This is a genomic window from Paenibacillus sp. GP183 (assembly GCF_900104695.1).
Taxonomy (GTDB): domain Bacteria; phylum Bacillota; class Bacilli; order Paenibacillales; family NBRC-103111; genus Paenibacillus_AI.
Window position 1 is genome coordinate 3,781,056 of the sequence record NZ_FNSW01000001.1, and the last position, 20,329, is coordinate 3,801,384.

General features: G+C 47.5%; 21 protein-coding genes. 20 read left to right on the top strand and 1 reads right to left on the bottom strand.

Translation table 11 applies throughout. The features are described from left to right. Nucleotides 1-43 precede the first annotated feature (43 nt). The 13 genes from yabG to BLV33_RS18645 all read left to right on the top strand — a co-directional run bounded on the left by yabG (nt 44) and on the right by BLV33_RS18645 (nt 10,254). On the top strand, nt 44-916 hold the full coding sequence (gene yabG, locus BLV33_RS18585) for a sporulation peptidase YabG (RefSeq protein ID WP_090794901.1): 873 nt from the start codon (nt 44-46) through the stop codon (nt 914-916). Nucleotides 917-1,165: 249 nt separating this feature from the next. After that, nucleotides 1,166-1,441: a biofilm formation stimulator Veg gene (gene veg, locus BLV33_RS18590; protein WP_090794904.1), complete on the top strand. Its 276-nt coding sequence runs from the start codon at nt 1,166-1,168 to the stop codon at nt 1,439-1,441. Nucleotides 1,442-1,557: 116 nt separating this feature from the next. Continuing rightward, nucleotides 1,558-1,785, top strand: coding sequence for an alpha/beta-type small acid-soluble spore protein (locus BLV33_RS18595; protein WP_090794907.1), 228 nt, complete (start codon nt 1,558-1,560; stop codon nt 1,783-1,785). Nucleotides 1,786-1,899: 114 nt separating this feature from the next. Beyond that, entirely contained in the window at nt 1,900-2,754 is an 855-nt protein-coding gene (ispE, locus tag BLV33_RS18600; RefSeq protein WP_090799047.1) for a 4-(cytidine 5'-diphospho)-2-C-methyl-D-erythritol kinase, read from the top strand. A 102-nt stretch (nt 2,755-2,856) separates the two neighbouring features. Next, complete coding sequence (locus BLV33_RS18605) at nt 2,857-3,903, top strand: ogr/Delta-like zinc finger family protein (protein ID WP_253187107.1); 1,047 nt, start codon at nt 2,857-2,859, stop codon at nt 3,901-3,903. A gap of 1 nt (nt 3,904) precedes the next feature. Next, on the top strand, nt 3,905-4,495 hold the full coding sequence (locus BLV33_RS18610) for a hypothetical protein (RefSeq protein ID WP_090788281.1): 591 nt from the start codon (nt 3,905-3,907) through the stop codon (nt 4,493-4,495). 113 nt (nt 4,496-4,608) lie between these two features. Next, nucleotides 4,609-5,712 carry an ogr/Delta-like zinc finger family protein gene (locus BLV33_RS18615; protein WP_253187108.1) on the top strand — a complete coding sequence of 368 codons (1,104 nt, stop codon included), beginning with the start codon at nt 4,609-4,611 and terminating at the stop codon, nt 5,710-5,712. After that, the gene (locus BLV33_RS18620; protein ID WP_090786861.1) at nt 5,693-6,274 is read left to right on the top strand and encodes a hypothetical protein; all 582 of its coding nucleotides are present in this window, start codon (nt 5,693-5,695) and stop codon (nt 6,272-6,274) included. Before BLV33_RS18615 ends, BLV33_RS18620 begins: the two co-directional genes overlap by 20 nt. Nucleotides 6,275-6,406: 132 nt before the next feature. After that, nucleotides 6,407-7,225 carry a pur operon repressor gene (purR, locus tag BLV33_RS18625; RefSeq protein ID WP_090794913.1) on the top strand — a complete coding sequence of 273 codons (819 nt, stop codon included), beginning with the start codon at nt 6,407-6,409 and terminating at the stop codon, nt 7,223-7,225. A gap of 10 nt (nt 7,226-7,235) precedes the next feature. Then, on the top strand, nt 7,236-7,631 hold the full coding sequence (locus BLV33_RS18630) for a RidA family protein (RefSeq protein ID WP_090794917.1): 396 nt from the start codon (nt 7,236-7,238) through the stop codon (nt 7,629-7,631). A gap of 114 nt (nt 7,632-7,745) precedes the next feature. Continuing rightward, nucleotides 7,746-8,030, top strand: a complete 285-nt coding sequence (gene spoVG / locus BLV33_RS18635; RefSeq protein ID WP_090794920.1) for a septation regulator SpoVG — start codon at nt 7,746-7,748, stop codon at nt 8,028-8,030. A 94-nt stretch (nt 8,031-8,124) separates the two neighbouring features. Then, entirely contained in the window at nt 8,125-9,522 is a 1,398-nt protein-coding gene (gene glmU, locus BLV33_RS18640; RefSeq protein ID WP_090794923.1) for a bifunctional UDP-N-acetylglucosamine diphosphorylase/glucosamine-1-phosphate N-acetyltransferase GlmU, read from the top strand. A gap of 105 nt (nt 9,523-9,627) precedes the next feature. Further along, nucleotides 9,628-10,254 (top strand): 50S ribosomal protein L25, encoded by a 627-nt coding sequence (locus BLV33_RS18645; RefSeq protein WP_090794926.1) that lies wholly within the window; start codon nt 9,628-9,630, stop codon nt 10,252-10,254. Between the two features lie 67 nt (nt 10,255-10,321). Here the strand turns inward: BLV33_RS18645 and BLV33_RS18650 are convergent, their stop codons facing one another. Beyond that, nucleotides 10,322-10,522, bottom strand: a complete 201-nt coding sequence (locus BLV33_RS18650) for a hypothetical protein (RefSeq protein ID WP_090794929.1) — start codon at nt 10,520-10,522, stop codon at nt 10,322-10,324. Nucleotides 10,523-10,640: 118 nt separating this feature from the next. On the opposite strand from BLV33_RS18650, the gene pth reads away from it, so the two are divergent. The 7 genes from pth (at nt 10,641) to mazG (ending at nt 20,246) form a co-directional block, all read left to right on the top strand. Continuing rightward, the gene (pth, locus tag BLV33_RS18655) at nt 10,641-11,201 is read left to right on the top strand and encodes an aminoacyl-tRNA hydrolase (RefSeq protein WP_090794932.1); all 561 of its coding nucleotides are present in this window, start codon (nt 10,641-10,643) and stop codon (nt 11,199-11,201) included. A gap of 85 nt (nt 11,202-11,286) precedes the next feature. Then, nucleotides 11,287-11,517, top strand: a complete 231-nt coding sequence (locus tag BLV33_RS18660; protein WP_090794938.1) for an anti-sigma-F factor Fin — start codon at nt 11,287-11,289, stop codon at nt 11,515-11,517. Between the two features lie 90 nt (nt 11,518-11,607). Then, the gene (gene mfd / locus BLV33_RS18665; RefSeq protein ID WP_090794941.1) at nt 11,608-15,129 is read left to right on the top strand and encodes a transcription-repair coupling factor; all 3,522 of its coding nucleotides are present in this window, start codon (nt 11,608-11,610) and stop codon (nt 15,127-15,129) included. Beyond that, entirely contained in the window at nt 15,116-16,222 is a 1,107-nt protein-coding gene (locus BLV33_RS18670; protein WP_090794945.1) for a peptidylprolyl isomerase, read from the top strand. The genes mfd and BLV33_RS18670 overlap by 14 nt, the downstream gene beginning before the upstream one ends. Before the next feature lie 179 nt (nt 16,223-16,401). After that, the gene (spoVT, locus tag BLV33_RS18675; RefSeq protein ID WP_090794948.1) at nt 16,402-16,944 is read left to right on the top strand and encodes a stage V sporulation protein T; all 543 of its coding nucleotides are present in this window, start codon (nt 16,402-16,404) and stop codon (nt 16,942-16,944) included. A gap of 131 nt (nt 16,945-17,075) precedes the next feature. After that, nucleotides 17,076-18,725: a putative polysaccharide biosynthesis protein gene (locus tag BLV33_RS18680; RefSeq protein ID WP_090794951.1), complete on the top strand. Its 1,650-nt coding sequence runs from the start codon at nt 17,076-17,078 to the stop codon at nt 18,723-18,725. 18 nt (nt 18,726-18,743) lie between these two features. Next, complete coding sequence (gene mazG / locus BLV33_RS18685) at nt 18,744-20,246, top strand: bifunctional methyltransferase/pyrophosphohydrolase YabN (protein ID WP_090794955.1); 1,503 nt, start codon at nt 18,744-18,746, stop codon at nt 20,244-20,246. Nucleotides 20,247-20,329 lie beyond the last annotated feature (83 nt).

The following is a 20,329-nucleotide window of genomic DNA, read 5'->3' on the forward strand; positions in this document are numbered from 1 at the left end:
TTGCCCATTCCTGCCATACGATAGTCGAGGAGGGGATGGCGCAATGAGGCAAGGTGACCTTGTTACCAGAAAATCCTATGGCGGAGACCTTGTATTTAAAATAGAGCAAGTGGAACGTCTGAGGGCAGTGCTGCGTGGTATCGATTATCGACTGATGGCGGATGCACCCCTGACCGATTTGACAGCTGTCAACTCTACAGTTGTTTTTGAACATGCGAGATCCGTGACACCGCAATTTCGGGAATCCATGCGCAGGCTGGAGCAATATCGGGTTGATCTGCAATTGAGGAATCAGCAAGCTTTTCGAGATAAGCAGAAGGCTGGATCCACGTATTTCGAAATGCCGGGTAAAGTGCTGCATGTGGACGGGGACCCGACTTATTTGCGAAAATGCATGCAGCTTTATGGCGAGCTTAGAGTACCGGCGGAAGGGTTTTATATACCCGAGCCGCAGATGGCGGATGGTCTCTATCGCCTTCTTCCGCAAATTAAGCCCGACATCGTGGTGATTACCGGCCATGACGGCATTATTAAAGTTCGAAAAGACCGGGATATTAATAACTTAAGCAACTATAAGAATTCGCGAAACTTCGTAAATGCTGTACAGATGGCTCGTCAATATGAACGCAGCCGGGACTCGCTTATCGTCGTCGCCGGGGCCTGTCAGTCGCATTTTGAGGCGCTTCTTCAAGCAGGAGCCAATTTCGCCAGTTCGCCTGCCAGAGTTCTGATTCACGCCCTGGATCCGCTTTGCATAGCGGCCAAGGTGGCTTATACGTCCATTAAAGATACAATCTCCATGCTGGATGTGATGGATTTAACCGTCACAGGCTTGGACGGTTTGGGCGGTGTAGAAACCAAAGGGAGCTACCGCTTGGGAATTCCAGGCATGAAGGAAGCTGAACAGCACACATAAGCAGGTTCTTCTGTACCAAACACAAGGCTCTTCATGCTCTTTTTTAGAGTGGAGGGCCATTTTTGTTGTGTAGGAAAGCTATGCATAATTGTCAGAATACATAGGCATCCTATAAGAATTGGAAATGCAAAAAATTAGGCAGATCTTCCGTTGACAATGGGATTGTCGTACTGCTATAATATTGGTCCTTGATTTGACAAATCCAGTCAATTGGTTTATAATTGACAAGGAAAGAGGTGGTAGCTGACAATGGCAAAAAATGCGCTATTGGAAATCAAACGCAGTTTGGAACCCCACGTTGGGCAGAAGATCATGTTAAGAGCAAATGGCGGCCGCAGAAAGACGATTGAGCGGTCTGGTGTTTTAGAGGAAACCTACCCTTCCGTGTTCATCGTGAAGCTCGACGAAGAACAACACGCTTTCAAGAGAGTGTCTTACAGCTACTCCGACATTCTTACACAATCGGTGGAAGTTACCGTCTGTAATGATGACGGACAAGTTCAAATTACTTATATTCAACATTAACCAAATTGATAGTGCTTGAAATACAGGCAGACCTTAGGGTCTGCTTTTTTGCTTGCCGTATGAAGGCTCGAAGCTTGAAGCATACTAAGCCCATAAACGAAGGGAGGCCTGTCGTGATGGGGCGAAGACGTCGTGGTTTAATGTCGGAGAGCTTTAAAACAGAGCTGGCCAGGGATCTTGGTTTTTACAATGTTGTGCAAAGCAGCGGCTGGGAAGGAATCCGAGCCAAGGATGCCGGGAATATGGTGAAGCGTGCGATTCAAATTGCAGAGGAGCACCTGGCCAAACAAAATCAGCAAACAATGCTCCCACAATCGCCTGTTCAAAGGCGATATCGTCCTTAATTCCGTGTATTTACATGGCTGCACAATTACAAGCTGAAGCATTTTTGCTTTAGCTTTTCTTTTGCGCTTTTGTTATAATATGCTGATGGCAAAAGATCAAAGAAGGTGAACCCCCTGAAGGTTTTTGAGAAAGCGCCTGCGAAAATCAACCTTTCCCTGGATGTTTTACATAAAAGAGATGATGGCTATCATGAGGTGGAAATGGTCATGACGATGGTAGATCTCGCCGATCGCATCGAAATGCAGGAGCTGCCCCGCGATACGATTATTATCTCAAGTCAGGCTGGCTATATCCCGCTGGATGAGAAGAATTTGGCCTTTCAAGCAGCGAGGCTGATTAAAGACAAATACGATGTCCATCAGGGAGTTTATATACATTTGGATAAAAAAATTCCCGTAGCTGCCGGATTAGCTGGAGGGAGCAGTGACGCGGCAGCTACGCTGCGCGGACTAATCCGTCTCTGGCAGCTCGATATCCCTGAAGCGGAGCTGCAAGAGCTGGGAGCCGAGCTGGGATCGGATGTGCCCTTTTGCATTAGCGGAGGAACCGCTGTAGCCCGAGGCCGCGGAGAGAAGCTGGAATCGATCGGTTCTCCGCCTCAATGCTGGGTAATCTTGGCGAAGCCGCCAATCAACGTATCAACCTCAGAAATTTACGGAAAGCTTGTAGCCAAAGAAATTCGGCAGCGGCCTGCCACATCGGCTATTCTGGAAGCCATTCAGGATAAGAATTTTGAGAAGCTCTGTGAACGACTTGGCAATGCGCTGGAGGAAGTTACACTCGAGCTCTATCCGGAGGTTAGGCATTTAAAAGAATGCATGCATAAGCTGGGCGCGGACGGTGTTCTGATGTCCGGGAGCGGCCCTACGGTTTTCGGATTGGTTTCCAAGGAAGCAAAGGTACCGCGGATCTACAACGGGCTGCGCGGTTTTTGCAAAGATGTATTTGCGGTAAGGATGTTAACTTAGAAAGCATCCTTTTTTTTCTACGACAGCAAGATTGACTAGCAGGAATTTCCAATCTTTTATCGAAAGTATAAAGGTCAGAATTTATTGTAGGAGATGACCTTAATGCTTGAGAAAAATAGATTGGGTGCTGCGCCCAGAGTTTACTTCAGACCTGAGTTTAAAAAATGTCCGCACTGTGAGTCAAAATTGCGGAGAACCCATACAGCATGGGAGAAAAAGATTGTCACAACAAACGGAATCATCCATGCATGGAGTATGGCTTATGCTTGCAAAAATCTAGATTGTACACATACAGGAGTTGCGTATAAATCTGCTGAAGCTGAGATGCTTAGCATGAAGCATTCCTCATATGGATATGATGTGCTTGCTCTCGTTGGAGAACTGCGCTTTAAGCAGCATCGAACAGTTAAAGAAGTTGCTGATGCGTTGAATGAAGGAGGTATTCCAACGAGTGAAAGGCATGCTCAAAATTTGTACGAACGCTATCAGACGTTGCTTTCTGCGAGTTTGGATGATCATGTAAACAAAGTACTTGCAGAGACTACCGAACAAAATGGCGGCGTCATCTTATCGATGGATGGCGTTCAGCCTGAGAAAGGGAATGAAACTCTATATGTCCTACGCGAAGTATTCAGCGGCACGGTACTCGCTGCACAAAACATGAAGAGCGGAACGGCAGAAGAGCTGAAGACGCTCATTGAACCCATCATGGAGTTGGGCTATCCAATTGTAGGTATTGTAAGTGACGGGCAAAAATCCATTCGGCTGGCATTTGAGACCTTGTTACCGGATGTGCCTTACCAATACTGTCAGTACCATTATCTGAAGGACATAGCCAAACCCATTGTCGAAGCCGATCGTAAATTAAAAATGGAACTCAAAAAAAGCATGCGCGGGATTCGGGACATCGAACGAAAAATAGAACAGGCTGAGATCCAAGCATCCGAGACGGGGAAAACGGAACAGCCAGATTCGGAAACTGCTGAAATTACCGAAGCGCAGATTGCCAAGGGATATGTGGCAGCTGTCCGAGCCTTGCTCCTAGAAGACGGAGATCCACCATTGGAGCTTCCTGGATTAATGATTTATGAACGTGCACAAGCGATTCAGGCTTCTTTACAAAGATGCTTGAGTAAAAAAAGAGCCTAGTTTGCTTCAAAATATTATCAGAATATTCAGCAAAATAGATGAAATGAATCCTGTTTATGAAGCCGTATCGCGGCTAATGAAACCGATGGATTATATCGCCATTATCCTTACCCCTGGTGAAGATAAAACTAGCGAGACGGTTGAATGGGAGCTATCAATGTTACTGAATTGGGTAAAACAAACCTACACGCTTGAGAATGACGAACTCATGGTTAACAATTTACTCAACTTTTCCAAAGGGTTTTGGAGAGGTCTATTCACTTGTTATGATCATTATTACATTCCAAGAACAAATAATGACTTGGAGCAATTCTTTCGACAGACGAAGGCTAGTCACCGTCGAATTACAGGACTTCGTAACTGGAACAGCTACATCGTACGCAATGGTGAAATGATCGTATTGGTGAACGATGCGCTTCGTCAAGAGCATGTGATTTCACGACTGCGTTCCGTTTCCTTTAGTCGTTATAAAGCACGGAAAGCACAGTGGGACCAGCGTTTAACCTGTGTCATATTACGTAAAAAGTTTAATCGCAATACCGAAGGCTACCTCAACGACTTAGAGCATAAATGGAATTTATTGAACAGTTAGTTGATTATGCTGTCGTAGTTTTTTTTGACTACGATAGCACAATTAACAAACAGGATTTTCCTTTCTTTTGTCGAATACATAAGGGACAACAATTTTTGTAGGAGTTGACCCTTTTGCTTTCGAAAAATCGCCTCGGCGCCGCGCCGAAAATTTACTTCAGACCCGAAATGAAAAACTGCCCGCATTGCGGGATCAGATTAAAGCGTTCCCACACTGCATGGAACAAGAAAATTTCAACACTCAGCGGCGTCATTCACGCTTGGAGCATGGCTTATGCCTGTCCCAACGTAGACTGTCCGCACGCTGGTGTCACGTACAAATCAGCTGAAGCGGAAGCGCTAAGTATGAAGCACTCCTCATACAGTTACGATGTGCTCTGTCTCGTCGGCGAACTGCGCTTCAAACAGCATCGCACCTGCAAGGAGATTGCGGATACGCTAAATGAGCGCGGTATAGTGACGAGTGAAAGATATGCACAAACCTTATATGAACGGTATCAAACACTGCTAGCTGCAAGCCTTGACGATTACGTCAAACAAATCTTGGCGGAAACCACAGCACAGAATGGCGGCATCATCCTTTCCATGGATGGCGTCCAACCCGAAAAAGGAAACGAGATGTTATACGTCATCCGAGAAGTATTTAGCGGCACGATTCTAGCGGCTCAGAACATGAAGAGCGGAGCCGCCGCCGAATTACGGACACTTATCGATCCGATTATTGAACTGGGTTATCCCATCGTAGGGATTGTCAGCGACGGGCAGGTTTCCATCCGGCAGGCTTTCGAATCGCTCTTGCCTGATGTACCGTATCAGTACTGCCAATATCATTATCTGAAAGACATCGCAAAGCCTGTTGTGGATGCCGATCGCAAACTCAAAATGGAACTGAAAAAGAGCATGCGCGGCCTGCGGGATATAGAGCGAAAAATCGAGCAAACCGAGAAAAAAGCAATCACGGAAGCACAGGCAAGCGCAAAAGCGAGTCCCCTTGCATTGAGCGATGCACCAGAAGCGCCCTCGTACAAGGAGGCCCAGGTGGCAAAGGGTTATGCCGCTGCAGTGCGCGCTTTACTCCTGGAAGATGGCGAACCACCACTTGATTTGCCCGGTATGCTGATCTATGAACGAGCCCAGGCCATACAGGCGTCGCTGCAGCGATGCTTGACTAAAAAAAGAGCCTCATCTTCTTCAGGGTATGGTCAGAATTTTCAGTAAACTAGACGAACTTGGGGTCCTTTATGAAACCGTATGTCGCTGGGCAAAGCCGATTTCACATATAGCGGCGGCGTTGGAGCCGGAAGTAGACAAGACCAGCGAAACGGCTGAATGGGAAATGACTCATGTGCTGAACTGGCTCAAACAGACGTATTCCGACGAGACCGATGCTCCCATGGTCGACAATGTGATCCGCTACTCTCGCGGGTTCTGGAAAGGGTTGTTTACCTGCTACGACCATTATTACCTCCCGCGAACGAACAACGATCTGGAGCAATTTTTTCGGCGGACGAAATCTTGCCATCGTCGGATCACAGGCCTTCGGAATTGGAATAGTTACATCATACGTAACGGAGAAATGATTGTACTTGTTGATGATGCGCTTCGTCAGAAGCACGTCGTCGCCCGTTTACGAACCGTGAGCTATGAAACCTATACAAAGCGCAAAGCACAATGGAGCGAACGACTATCCGAAAGCGTTCAACGAAGACGGTTTAATCGCAATCCCCACAATTTTCTGCAACAACTGGAGAATCAATGGGATCAAGTGTTAGTTTGTTGATTGTGCCGTCGTAGTTTTTTTTGATATCACGTGTCAGGTTTATGTTAACATAATTTTCACGTGAGACTTGAATGAATACGTATAAAAATGGTATATTCTCAATATATTATTCGGATTTCAGGAGGTGGGAGGATGAAAAAACTGAAAAGAAGTGCCAGACTAGTGGAAATGACGCAATATTTGTTATTTCGCCCCCACACATTAATTCCTTTAACGACTTTTGCCGAGCGGTACAGTTCAGCTAAATCTTCCATCAGTGAGGATTTGGCTATCATTAAGGAAGTATTTGATGAAGAAGGCGTTGGGGAGCTGCAGACGCTTGCCGGAGCTGCCGGAGGTGTGAAGTTCACTCCCAAGATGCCGAAGGAGGCATCGCTGTTATTTATCCAAAATTTATGCAAGCAGCTGCAGCAGCCAGAACGTATATTACCAGGCGGTTACTTGTATATGTCTGATATTATGGGGCAACCGTATTTTTTGAATGAAATAGGCAAAACATTTGCTTCCGCATTTGCCGGGCGTGACCTGGATGTCATTATGACGGTAGAAACCAAGGGCATTCCGATCGCCTATGCAACGGCAACTTATATGAACATTCCGGTTGTTATTGTTCGCAGAGACGGTCGTGTAACCGAAGGATCGGCGGTAAGCATTAATTATGTATCCGGTTCAAATAAGCGCATACAAACGATGTCTCTTGCCAGACGCGCGCTGAAGGAAGAAGCCAATGTGCTGATTATTGATGACTTCATGCATGTTGGGGGTACGATCCACGGGATGATGGATCTTTTGAAGGAATTTAAGGCTGTGGTAAAAGGTGTAGGGGTTTTCATGGAATCCTGCGAGGTGGAAGAGCATTTGGTGGATGATTATATTTCGCTGGCCAAGCTTGGCGGCGTAGATTCCAAAACCAAGCAAATCACCGTGGAGCCGGGAAGTTATTTTGACTAGGAAAGGAAGTATGGATCAAATGGAAATCATTGCAACTGAATCAGCGCCCTCAGCTATTGGACCTTATGCTCAAGCGGTCAAGATGGGGGACCTATTGTTTACTTCGGGGCAAATCCCGCTTGGACTTGACGGACAAATTGTGCAGGGGGGCATCAAGGAGCAAACCCATCAGGTGTTTGCCAATTTACGGGCAATTCTTGAAGCGGCTGGCTCGAGTTTTGCAAATGTTTTGAAAGCTACGGTATTTATTAAAGATATGAATCAATTTGCTGAGCTTAACGAAGTCTATGCTTCTTACTTTAGCGATCACAAACCGGCTAGATCTACTGTAGAAGTGGCGCGTTTACCGCGCGATGTTTTCGTCGAAATAGAGCTTATTGCAGCGGTTTCTGTCGAAAAATTCTGATTACATTAAAATAGTATAAAATTATGGAATTTTTTGAAAATGCGGAAGGATTTAGCCCCAAAACGTGGAAATTATTACACCTAGTCTTTTTGATACTAAAGGTGGTGAACACAATTGCAGATAACAGATGTTAGGCTTCGCAGGGTTAACTCCGAGGGGAGAATGAAAGCGATCGCATCCATTACTATTGATAATGAATTCGTCGTTCACGACATTCGCGTTATCGATGGAAACAATGGTATGTTCGTAGCCATGCCAAGTAAAAGAACTCCTGATGGCGAGTTTCGTGACATCGCTCATCCTATTTCTTCCACAACTCGCGAGAAAATTCAAGCTGCTGTTCTGGCTGAATACGACCGAGCAACGGTAGAGGAAGAAGTTATTGAAGAGGGAGCTTAATAATGGATGTGCGAGAGAGCCCTGTGGGGTTCTCTTTTCTTTTGACGCGATTTACGCTAATATGGGTGAAACGAGGAAAAGGGGTTGGCTTTCGTTGAACAAAATGGCGATTGTTTTGGCAGCCGGGCAAGGCAAACGGATGAAATCCAAGCTTTATAAGGTACTTCATCCCGTTGGCGGCAAGCCGATGGTAGGACATGTGGTTGATACGCTTCATCATATAGAGGTTTCAAGAACGCTGGTTGTTGTCGGGTTTGGATCGGAAGCTGTTCAGAATTATTTGGGAGACAAAGTGGAATATGTGCTGCAGGAGCAACAGCTCGGAACTGGGCACGCCGTATTGCAAGCCAAACCTTTATTTGAAAAGGAAGAAGGCGTAACGATTGTCATTTGTGGCGATACCCCGCTTATTCAGCACCATACGCTGCAGGAGATGATCAAGCTTCATGAGCAAACAGGTGCCGCGGCAACGATCATGACAGCGGAGATGGTGCAGCCCGCCGGTTATGGACGAATCATTCGTAACGCTGAAGGCAGTGTCTCGCGCATTGTTGAGCATAAGGATTGTACACCTGAAGAGGCATCGGTTAAGGAGATTAATACCGGCACTTATTGTTTTGATAATCAATTGCTTTTTGAAGCTCTGGGTCATGTGACTAATGACAATACTCAAAATGAATATTATTTAACGGACGTGATACGGATTTTGGCTGGTCAGAGAAAAGGGATTCAGGCTTATTTACTGGAAGACGGCTCAGAATCTATCGGTGTGAATGATCGGCCGGCTCTGGCAGAAGCCGAGCAGTTGCTTAAACGCCGCATCAATAAGCAGCATATGATCAATGGCGTTACATTGATCGATCCGGAAAACACATATATTGAAGCTGACGTGCAGATCGGCATGGATACCGTTATTCTGCCGGGAACTATCCTAAGGGGCAGCACCTTAATTGGAGAAGGCTGCACATTGGGGCCAAATACGGAAATCACGGATTCCACGGTGAAGGATGAAGTCACGATTAAGCAATCTGTTGTACAAGAAGCTTTTGTGGACAGCTTTGCTTCTGTTGGTCCGTTCGCTTACCTGCGACCAGGAGCTAAGTTAGGTCAGCATGTAAAAGTTGGCGATTTTGTTGAGATCAAAAATGCTGATTTGGGCGAAGGCTCCAAGGTTTCGCATCTCAGCTATATCGGTGATGCAACAGTGGGTAAAAATGTGAATTTCGGCTGCGGCGCTATAACCGTGAATTACGATGGCTTTAACAAGAATTTGACCGAAATTGATGACGATGCTTTTGTCGGAAGCAATGTTAATCTGATCGCTCCGGTAAAAATAGGCAAAGGCGCCTATGTGGTTGCAGGGTCAACCATTACTCAGCCTGTGGAGGCTGGTGATTTGGCTATAGCCAGGGAACGTCAAGTTAACAAACCGGGCTATGCCGATAAAATTCGCTCCCGAATGAAGGCGCGCAAGATCAATAAATCGGAATAACGATTGGCGTTTAGCAAGGATGGAATCTCCGGATCAGGGGCATAATGCCGAGTAAAGGGAAATTTACTTTATTTTGCGTTCCAGTTTAAGGAGGTTCTTATTGCAATGTCAGTAAAAATAAAAGCTGAAGCTCGTAAGGACAGTACGAAGTCGGAGATCAAACAGCTCCGTGATAAAGGGAAAATTCCCGGTGTAGTGAATGGTAAGAAGGTCGGCACCTCTCCTATCGCCATCGATCAGAAACAACTGCTGGATTTGCTTCGTCATCATCCTCATGCCATTATCGAGATGGAGCTTCCGGATGGGATGAAGCAGCCTGTGATGGTTAACGAGGTTCAAAGAGACAAGCTCTCGAGAGAAGTGCTTCACATCGACTTTCATCAAATTAATATGAATGAACCTGTACGCACTTCGGTAACGCTGGAATTCATCGGCGACGCTGCAGGGACTAGAGAGGGCGGGATCATGCAGATTCAGCACCACGAGCTGGATATCCGCTGCCTTCCTGAACAAATTCCCGACTCCATTCAGGTGGATATTTCGCATTTAAAGCTGGGGGAAAATTTGATTGCCAGCGATTTGAAGGTACCTGCAGGGATAGAGGTAAAAACAGATCCTTTCGAAGTCATCGCCACCATCCTCACGCCTCAAAAAGATGTGAAGGAAGATGAAGAAGATTCTCCTGCCGAAGAACCTGCTGCGGGCCAACCTGCGCCGGAGACTACATCCTAAAGAGTAGATCGCGCGGTGATTTTACGAAAATAGCCCCTGAATAGGGGCATTTTTGTTGTTCACACGCTTAATAGCCAGGTCGGGAAAGAAAAATGTAAAGATGCCTGTTATAATAAGTATTATTCAATTTTACGAAATTGGAACCGTAAGTTTCCACGTAGCCTATATCCTTATGCTGACTCAGATAGTATACTTGGACGGGAATACCGCCGTCTTTATGATCCTGAAATTGGGTATCGCTGATCAAAGGCTGGCCGTTTTCATACATGAAGCAGCTCTCCCGCTAAATCGAATAATGTTATTATACTAATAAGGACAGGAAGCTATTAGCCTTAGTTACGCGAAATTTCAAGAAAGTATATATGGATGTAGGAGGCTCGACAATCTTGAAATGCTTTGTTGGTTTAGGAAACCCTGGAAAACAATATGAGATGAACCGCCACAATATCGGCTTTATGGTCCTCGATCGCTTTGCAGCGAAATGGGGGATCACTTCATTTCAGAATAAAGGCAAGGCGCTGCTTGGCGAAGGCAATGTGAACGGAACGAAGGTTTACCTGTTAAAGCCGATGACTTATATGAATTTATCCGGTGAGGCCTTGCGTGAGTTTATGAATTTCTATAAAGCCGATTTATCGGACATTACGATTGTTTACGATGATCTGGATACGGTTTTCGGTCAAATTCGCCTACGGTATCAAGGCAGTCCAGGTGGCCATAACGGGATTCGATCGATCATTCAGCATACGGGAACCCAAATCTTCAATCGAATTCGAATCGGTATATCCAGACCCGCTCCGGGCTATAATATTGCCGATTATGTGCTCTCCAACTTTTCCAAGTCCGAAATGGCAGAATTAGAAGGTGTCCTTGATTTAACTTGTGAGGCCATGGAATTCAGCTTAAAAGAACCCTTTGAAAAAACAATGGCTAAGTTCAACCAATAAAATGAGGGTATCCTCCAATTGGCTAATTTCTCTGGATTTTGGCCATACTAGGTTGTAATAGGGCAACCGAAGGGGGCATACACTTATGTCAGTAAAATATATTTGTCGACACTGTCTTACGTTTATGGGGGAAATTAATAACGGAGCGATTTCTGAGTATCAACTGGGCTTCCATTTCTTGACCCCCGAGGAGCGTAGAGATATAATATCGTATAACGTCGATGGAGACGTTACCGTTAAGGTGGTTTGCGATTATTGCAGAGAGGCTTTGGATGCAAATCCGGAGCTGTCTTTAGTGGTAAGTCCCCTGCAATAGTGTGTTCGGGCCAACGTTTCCTACATGATTGAGCGTTTATAGCCTAGGCATGGTTGCCGAGGCTTCTTTTTGTGAGAGGAGTGTACTTGTTTGCAGGCTTTAATACAAGCTTTTTCCAAAGATACAGATTTTCAAACGATAGTATCTGGCTTGCGTTCCGAGATGAAGGAACAGCTCATCGCAGGGTTATCCGGTTCATCCCGTCAAGTGATGGTTGCCTCGCTCGTTCGTGAGCTGCAGCGGCCTGTATGCATTTTGACCCATAATATGTTTGCTGCGCAAAAAATCGCCGAGGATTTGGTAGAGTGCCTCTCGGATGATGAGGTGCTGCTTTATCCATCCCAGGAAATGCTCGCTACGGAGGAAGCCGCCTCAAGTCCGGAGATGCTCGCGCAGCGGATAGATGTTCTAACCAAGCTCGCTGGCGGTTATCGAGGCGTTGTTGTTGTTCCCTATGCGGGACTCAGAAGGCTGCTCCCGGTCAAGCAGGTATTTATGGATGCGCAAATTTCCGTGAAGCTGGGAGATACCATCGAGTTGGATCAACTCCTGACCCGCATGTCGGAGCTTGGATACGAAAGAGTAGAACGGGTGGAGTCCAAGGGTGAGATGAGCGTCAGGGGAGGAATATTGGATTTTTTTCCTTTAACTTCAGCAAACGCGATTCGCATTGAATTGTTTGATGTCGAGGTGGATTCCATCCGCACCTTTGACAGCAGCGATCAGCGCTCTATCGATAAATTGGAATCTATTACAATTTCTCCATGTCGAGAGATTCCTGCTGATAGAAAGCGTTTGCAGGCTGCTGCTCAGCATGCTTATGAATTGCTGCAGGATCAATTGGCCAAAATGTCGGACCGAGGGGCCAAGGAAAAGCTGCTCGAGGTCATCGGACATGATCTTGAGATGCTCAGGGAAGGATATCCGTTTCCAGGTCTGTACAAATATATTTCTTTGTTATACACGGAGCGGCAAACGCTCTTCGACTATATGCCCAAAGATGCCGTTCTGATTGTAGATGAGCCGGCCAGAATGCTTGAAACGGCGAAACAATTGGAGCGCGATGAGGCGGAATGGATGACGTCATCCCTGCAGGAAGGCAAGAGCCTGCCTGCTTTTGTGCTGTCCAAATCTTACGATTCGCTCCTGCACCGCAGACCGTTTCCTACGCTGTATTTGTCGTTGTTTTTACGTCAGGTGCCAGGGATTCAGCCGCAAAATATCGTCAATTTTGTATGCCGTGTGATGCAGAGCTTTCATGGACAAATGAATCTCCTGAAATCGGAGATGGAGCGCTGGAAGAAAAATGGCAGCCAGGTGCTCCTGCTCGCCAATGGGGAAGAACGCAGCGAACGGATGAAACGAGTGCTGAGTGATTATCAAATTGAGGAGCCTGAAATTGTCATCGGTAATTTGCAAACCGGCTTTGAGCTTCCATCAGTCAAACTGGTAGTGATTACGGAGGGTGAAATCTTCACCCAAAAGCAGCGCAAAGCTCGCAAAGTGGACAAAAAGCTGGAAAATGCAGAACGGATCAAAAACTACCAGGAGCTGAAGGTAGGCGATTATGTCGTTCATGTCAACCATGGCATCGGCAAATACGTAGGGATCGGGACGCTGGAAGTCGGCGGCATGCATAAAGATTATCTGCACATCGTATATGCAGGAGGCGACAAGCTTTCCGTACCGATCGACCAGATCGATCTGATCCAAAAGTATGTGGGCTCTGAAGACAAGGAGCCCAAGGTTTATAAGCTTGGTGGAGCCGAATGGGCCAGAGTAAAGAGCAAGGTTCGCACATCGGTTAAGGATATTGCCGACGAGCTGATCAAGCTGTACGCAGAACGTCAAGCAACCGCCGGGTATGGCTTTAGCAGCGACAGCGCTTATCAGAATGAGTTTGAAGGTATGTTTCCTTATGATGAGACGCCGGACCAGTTACGTGCGATTGAAGAAATTAAGGTGGATATGGAGAAGCCCCGCCCCATGGATCGCTTGCTTTGCGGCGATGTGGGATACGGAAAGACTGAGGTAGCCATTCGGGCCGCCTTTAAGGCAGCAATAGACGGTAAACAGGTGGCGGTGCTCGTTCCTACAACAATTCTGGCGCAGCAGCATTATGAAACCTTTAGAGAACGATTCTCCGGATATCCGTTTAATATTCAGGTACTCAGCAGGTTTCGTTCCAAAAAAGAACAGACCGAGGTCATGAAAGGTGTTAAAAAAGGCATTGTAGATATCATTATCGGAACTCACCGATTACTGTCTCAGGATGTTCAGTTTAAAGATTTAGGACTGCTGATTGTGGATGAAGAGCAGCGTTTCGGCGTCTCCCACAAGGAAAAGATCAAGAGGCTTAAAACCAATGTCGATGTGCTTACCTTAACAGCTACACCCATACCGCGTACCCTGCATATGTCGATGCTCGGTGTAAGGGACCTATCTGTCATCGAAACGCCTCCGGAAAACAGGTTTCCGGTGCAAACCTATGTGTTGGAATATGGGTATACGCTGGTGCGGGAGGCTATTGAACGGGAGCTTTCCAGAGAAGGACAGGTTTACTATCTGTATAACCGCGTGCAAGGCATCAATCAGATGGCGGATCAAATCTCGGCCCTCGTGCCGGATGCCCGGGTAGCCGTTGCGCATGGGCAAATGGGTGAACAGGAGCTCGAGAAAACGATCCTCGATTTTCTGGATGGCGAATATGATGTGCTGGTCAGTACGAGCATTATTGAGACTGGTGTCGATATTCCCAACGTCAATACACTCATTGTCCACGATGCCGATAAAATGGGACTTTCCCAGCTGTATCAGCTCCGCGGGCGTGTCGGCCGCTCCAATCGGGTAGCTTATGCCTACTTTACTTATCAACGTGACAAAGTGTTGACAGAGGTTGCCGAGAAGCGCCTGCAGGCTATAAAGGAGTTTACAGAACTTGGCTCAGGGTTTAAAATTGCCATGAGGGATTTGTCGATTCGCGGAGCAGGCAATTTGCTTGGTGCCGAGCAGCATGGCTTCATAGCATCCGTTGGTTTCGATCTTTACTCCCAAATGCTGGCCGAAGAGGTCGCTCAGCGCAAGCTGGAGATCAGCGGTGCCGATCTGCCGCCGGAACCGGATTGGAATACGCAAATCGATATTCATCTTGATGCATATCTTCCTTCCGATTACATCTACGACAGCATGCAGAAGATTGAAATATACAAGAAGGTCGCGGCTGTCCGCACGCTAGAAGAAGCCGCGGATCTGCATGAGGAGCTTGTGGATCGTTTTGGCGATCTGCCTCAGGCCGTTCTTAATTTGATGGCAGTAGCTCGTTTAAAATCATACGGTGCCGAATACCGCATAGAAACGATCAGCCAAAAAGGGGACGATTACCTAATTAAAGTGCATGCCGACCAAAACGGCAGACTCGACGGGCAGAAGCTGTTCACCCTATCAAATCGATTTGAAGGCCGAATTAAGCTTGTAGCGGGACCCCATATACAAATCCTTGTGCGCTGCAAGAGCTTAAATCCAGTACAATCCATCGAATTGGTGGAAAAGTTTCTGGTACAATACAAGGAGGCTTTGAAAACGAAGGGAGAATTGCAGGATGTCGCCAAATAAACATAAAGTATTGAACAAATGGGTAATTACAGCGGTCGCGTTGTTGCTGGCCGTTTCTGTTTTAAGTGCATGCGGACAGAAGAAGAATCCGGCAGGGGCAAGCCCCAGCCCGTCCGGAAAGCCAACCGATATCATCGCTACGTATAAGGACAACGGGAAAATTACACGGGGCGAATTTGATGCATTTATCAATGTAAACAAAATGTTCCAGCCGCAATACGCCCAGTATGTCACAGATCCCGCATTTCAACAGGATATGCTGAAGCAAATGATTACCTTCAGAATCTTATCATCCAGAGCGGATGCTACAGTTAAAGCAGCTGCGGATAAGCAGATCACCGATCAGATGAAACAACTTACCGATTATTTAGGAAAGCAAGAAGGCGGAATGGACAAGCAGTTGAAGGATAACAATGTAACCATCAAGGATATAGAGTCTTTGATGCAGCTCAGCTTCTATACGATGTCCAGCCTTGAAGCCAAAATCACCGATCAACAAATTGCCGATGCTTATAAAACACGTTCAGCCAATCATGAATTTGATATTGCCACGGTTAGCCATATTTTGATCGGCTTGACCGATCCGGCTACACAGAAAGCGATTCGCACGAAGGATGAAGCACTGACCAGAGCCAAAGAAGTGCTGGACAAGCTGAATAAAGGCGGAGACTTTGCGGCGTTAGCCAAAGAATATTCGGATGATCCCGGCTCCAAGGATGTCGGCGGCACATATAAGGATGCCAACGTCAATCAGTGGGATCCCGATTTCAAGAAGGCAGCGCTTGAGCTTCCATTGAATAAGATCAGTGATCCACCGGTGTTGACTCAATTCGGATATCATGTCATGAAGGTGGAAAGCCGCGGCACCAGCCCGCTGGAAACTGTGAAAACAACAATTAAATCCGATTTGGCTCAAGCCTTGCTCACAGATTTCGCATCCAAAGAATTGCCTGGTTTGATTCAATCCAATACGCTTCCTACTCCGACTCCAGCACCGAGCGCTCCTCCTGCTGCAAGTCCGGGAGCAAGCCCTGCAGTGAGTCCTTCAGCAAGCCCAGCAGCAAGCCCGAGCGCTTCGCCAGCTGCGAAGTAATATGTCATAAATGAAACAGGATGCCTTAAGCGGCATCCTGTTTTATTTACCTGATTTGGACATAATGAAGGCGAAGAAGCTTCTGCATAAATATTTGGGAGCCGAAGAATACTATGGTTAGAAATCGAGCTCCCTCAAGTCGTATCTAATTCTTCAGAGGAAAGTGAGGCATCTAGAGCATGAAAGCAACTGGAATTGTTCGCCGAATAGATGATCTGGGAAGAGTTGTCATCCCCAAGGAAATTCGCAGAACGCTTCGTATTCGCGAAGGGGATCCCTTGGAAATATTCGTTGATCGCGATGGTGAAGTCATTCTTAAGAAATATTCGCCCATAGGAGAGCTTGGCGATTTTGCCAAGGAATATGCCGAATCCCTGTACGAAAGCACCAATCACCTTACGATGATTACCGATAGAGATACTGTTATTGCCATGGCGGGCGCAGCCAAGAAAGATTACCTGGATAAAGCCATCGGTACATTCGTGGAATCTTGTATGGAGAATCGCAAAACGTCCATGGAAAGCAGCAGCGGTCAATATGAGTTAATCAAGGATTTAACAGAAACCTATGGCTCTTATGTGATTGCGCCTATCATTGCGAGCGGGGATCCGATCGGATCTGTTATTTTGGTCAGTAAGGATGCAAATGTGCAAATGGGACAAATGGAAATGAAAATGGCTGAAACGGCAGCCGGATTTTTAGCTAAGCAAATGGAACAGTAGGCTCAATACACACACAGGGCATCCTCGCTGAAGATCTTCATTCTTCCGCAGGGGTAGCCTTTTTTTTGTAGAAATTCCCTCAATTCGTTATAATGATTTCAGCTGCAGGCGAATCAGAAGGGGGGAAGCCGATGAACGAAGCTCGCTTAAAGTCGGCCAAGCTCCTTAAAGGTGCTGCCGTTCTTGCAGCTGCCGCTGTGATTTCCAAGCTGCTGGGCACCTTGCAGAAAATCCCTCTGCAAAATATAGCCGGCGACGGGGCTTTTGGCATTTATAACGCCGTTTATCCGGTGTACCTTTTTATTCTTTTTCTGGCTACAGCCGGATTTCCAATCACGATTTCCAAATTCGTTTCTGAACGCGTTGCACTAGGGGATTTTAAAGGTGTGGAAAGGATAGTCAAGGTATCCACCCTGCTGCTCATGGGAACCGGTCTGCTGTTTTTCTTCGCTTTGTACCTTGGAGCTGAACAAATTGCCGGATGGATTGGCATAGCGGACACACAGAGAGCGATCCGCAGCGTGTCCTTTGCTTTATTATTTACACCCGTCCTTGCCGTGCTGAGGGGATATTTTCAAGGCCAACACGATATGGTGCCTACAGCTGTTTCGCAAGTCATCGAACAATTGGTTCGCGTCATTACGATGATTGCGCTCCTGCTTTATTTTGTATTTATGGAAGCTTCCATGGATTGGGTTGCCGCGGGAGCAACCTTCGGTTCTGTAACGGGAGCAGCGGCTGGATTGTTGGTGATGCTCACTTATTGGCTGAGAGACCGTCGGGTCAGAAAATTAGCTGCGGGGAAAAGCGAAAAAGCAAGCGGAACTGCGCCGCATGTATCTGACTTTCAATTAGTTAAACAAATAGCTTCCTATGCGATCCCCATTTGTTTGGGTACCATCGTTGTACCGATCCTTACTCTGGTTGATACCTTTACCATGCCTCGTCTTTTGGCGGCTGCCCATCTGTCTGAAGCCGAAGCGATGCGACAATTCGGCCTTTATAACAGAGGGCTGCCCTTGGTACAGCTGGTTGTCATGATAGCTTCCTCGCTTTCAGTCGCACTAGTTCCTGCACTTGCAGAAGCCCAGATCAAGGGTGATCTGGAGCTCATTCGACACAGGACGAAGCTTTCTCTCAAGCTGACCTGGCTGGTCGGCCTCGGCGCCTCGTTCGGGTTAGCGTTTGCAGCCGTGCCGATCAACCTCATGCTGTACAAGACGAGCGAAGCGTCCTGGACGCTGGCGATCCTGGCGTTCACGGCCCTGTTCAGCACGCTGAACACCGTCAGCGCCAGTGTGCTGCAGGGCGTCGGCGCCGTCCGCACGCCGGCGCTGATCCTGTTCGTGGCCATCGTGCTGAAAGCACTCGGCAACGTCCTGCTCATGCCCCGTTGGGGCATAGAAGGCGCCGCGCTCAGCGCGGTGATCGCCTTCGCCGCCGCCGCGGGGCTGGGCTTGGTGCAGGTGGCACGCTGCACCGGGATCGCGCTGCGGCCGTCTGCCGCAGGGCCCACGCTGGCGGTGGGCCTGATGGGCGGCTGCCTCGCAGCGCTGCAATGGGGAGCCAAGGCCGCGCCGGCTTGGCTGCTGCCCCCGGAGCGATGGGCCTACAGCGCCATCGCCTTTAGCTGTGTAGTCGTCGGCGGTGCCGTCTACACAGCTGCGCTGCTGCGCAGCGGCACGATCAGCCGCGAGGAGCTGCGGCTGGTCCCTGGGCTGGACCGGCGGATTGTGCCGGTTCTGGAGAGGCTGAAGCTGATTCCCAAGGGGACAGCTTAAACATAAGGGGGATGCGATATGACGGCACAAATCACGATAGTGGGTCTGGGCACAGGCGATGAGAATCAACTAACGCTGGGCGTTTGGAAGAAGCTGCAGCAAGCTTCCAAGCTATATCTGCGGACACAAGATCACCCGATGGTACGGATTTTGACGGAAAACCAGGTGACCTATGAGACATTTGATGCTATTTATGAAAAGCATGATCGTTTTGAAGATGTGTATGAAGCCATTGCCAGCGAACTCATCCATGATGCTCAGAATCTTCAGCAGGAGATTGTCTATGCGGTCCCTGGACACCCAATGGTTGCTGAATATACAGTCCAGTTATTAAAGCAGCGGTGCCCGCAAGAAAATATCACCCTTGAGCTGCTTGGCGGCGAAAGCTTTTTGGATCAAGCTTTTTTGCGCTTCGGCTTCGATCCCATTGAAGGCTTTCAGCTGCTGGATGCGACAAGCCTGGGCCGATATAGCTTCAATCCGCTGCTGCATACGATCATTGGACAAGTGTATGACACATATACCGCATCGGATGTGAAGCTGGGTTTAATGGAGGTATACCCGGATGATTATCCCGTTGTAGTCGGACATGCACTGGGAATCGCCGGACAGGAGCAGTTGGTTGAAGTGCCTCTATATGAGCTTGATCGGGTGCAAGGCTACAGCAATCTCTCCTTGGTCTGGGTGCCTCGCAGCGATAAGGATGAGCTGCGAAACCGGACATTTGGCCGTCTCCATGAAATTGTGCAAATTTTACGAAGCCCTGAAGGATGTCCGTGGGATCGGGAGCAAACCCATGCCAGCTTGCGCAATAATCTGATCGAAGAAACCTATGAGGTTTTGGAAACGATAGACGATGATGATCCGGATGCGATGCGCGAGGAGATGGGAGATTTGATGCTTCAAGTCATGCTGCACTCGCAGATGGAAGAAGAGACCGGCGTTTTTACCGTATACGATGTGATTGAGACCCTCAATGAAAAGCTGATTCGACGGCATCCTCACGTTTTCGGGGAAATCAAGGCGGAGCATGCAGACGAAGCCCTTGTTAATTGGAACGCCATGAAAGCTGAGGAGAAGCGTAAAAAAGGCATTGATTTGCAGCAATTATCCGTACTGTCCGGTGTGCCTCGCGATTTGCCGGGTTTAATGAAAGCCTGGAAGCTGCAAAAAAAAGCGGCTGCTGTCGGTTTTGATTGGACCGATATCCGTGATGTCTTCGGTAAGGTGGAGGAGGAAATCGTTGAGCTCAAGGAGGCCATGGCCGCCCAAACAGCAGAATCCCGTCAGCATCAAATGGAGGAGTTAGGTGATTTGCTGTTTGCCCTTATCAATCTCGCGCGGTTTCTTAAGATTGATCCGGAAGAGGCCCTTGCCCAGACTAACAAAAAATTTGTAAAAAGATTTTCCTATATCGAGCAGCAGCTCCGTATAAGAGGCATTTCTTTTGACCAAACTGATTTACCAGAGATGGAGGCTTATTGGCAGGAAGCAAAAAAAGTTCTAAGCAACCAAGGCTGAAGGCAGGATTTTGCTTATAGACAAAGAATACATAGATGGGTATAAAACCCAATATGAAAATGGTTTTAACCACATTAGGAGGT

Excerpts from the sequence above, each read along its gene's own strand:
- yabG (WP_090794901.1), top strand. The coding sequence starts at position 44 with ATGAGGCAAGGTGACCTTGTTACCAGAAAATCCTATGGCGGAGACCTT.
- veg (WP_090794904.1), top strand. The coding sequence starts at position 1,166 with ATGGCAAAAAATGCGCTATTGGAAATCAAACGCAGTTTGGAACCCCAC.
- BLV33_RS18595 (WP_090794907.1), top strand. The coding sequence starts at position 1,558 with ATGGGGCGAAGACGTCGTGGTTTAATGTCGGAGAGCTTTAAAACAGAG.
- BLV33_RS18605 (WP_253187107.1), top strand. The coding sequence starts at position 2,857 with ATGCTTGAGAAAAATAGATTGGGTGCTGCGCCCAGAGTTTACTTCAGA.
- BLV33_RS18620 (WP_090786861.1), top strand. The coding sequence starts at position 5,693 with ATGGTCAGAATTTTCAGTAAACTAGACGAACTTGGGGTCCTTTATGAA.
- purR (WP_090794913.1), top strand. The coding sequence starts at position 6,407 with ATGAAAAAACTGAAAAGAAGTGCCAGACTAGTGGAAATGACGCAATAT.
- BLV33_RS18630 (WP_090794917.1), top strand. The coding sequence starts at position 7,236 with ATGGATCAAATGGAAATCATTGCAACTGAATCAGCGCCCTCAGCTATT.
- BLV33_RS18645 (WP_090794926.1), top strand. The coding sequence starts at position 9,628 with ATGTCAGTAAAAATAAAAGCTGAAGCTCGTAAGGACAGTACGAAGTCG.
- BLV33_RS18650 (WP_090794929.1), bottom strand. The coding sequence starts at position 10,522 with ATGTATGAAAACGGCCAGCCTTTGATCAGCGATACCCAATTTCAGGAT.
- BLV33_RS18660 (WP_090794938.1), top strand. The coding sequence starts at position 11,287 with ATGTCAGTAAAATATATTTGTCGACACTGTCTTACGTTTATGGGGGAA.
- BLV33_RS18670 (WP_090794945.1), top strand. The coding sequence starts at position 15,116 with ATGTCGCCAAATAAACATAAAGTATTGAACAAATGGGTAATTACAGCG.
- spoVT (WP_090794948.1), top strand. The coding sequence starts at position 16,402 with ATGAAAGCAACTGGAATTGTTCGCCGAATAGATGATCTGGGAAGAGTT.
- BLV33_RS18680 (WP_090794951.1), top strand. The coding sequence starts at position 17,076 with ATGAACGAAGCTCGCTTAAAGTCGGCCAAGCTCCTTAAAGGTGCTGCC.
- mazG (WP_090794955.1), top strand. The coding sequence starts at position 18,744 with ATGACGGCACAAATCACGATAGTGGGTCTGGGCACAGGCGATGAGAAT.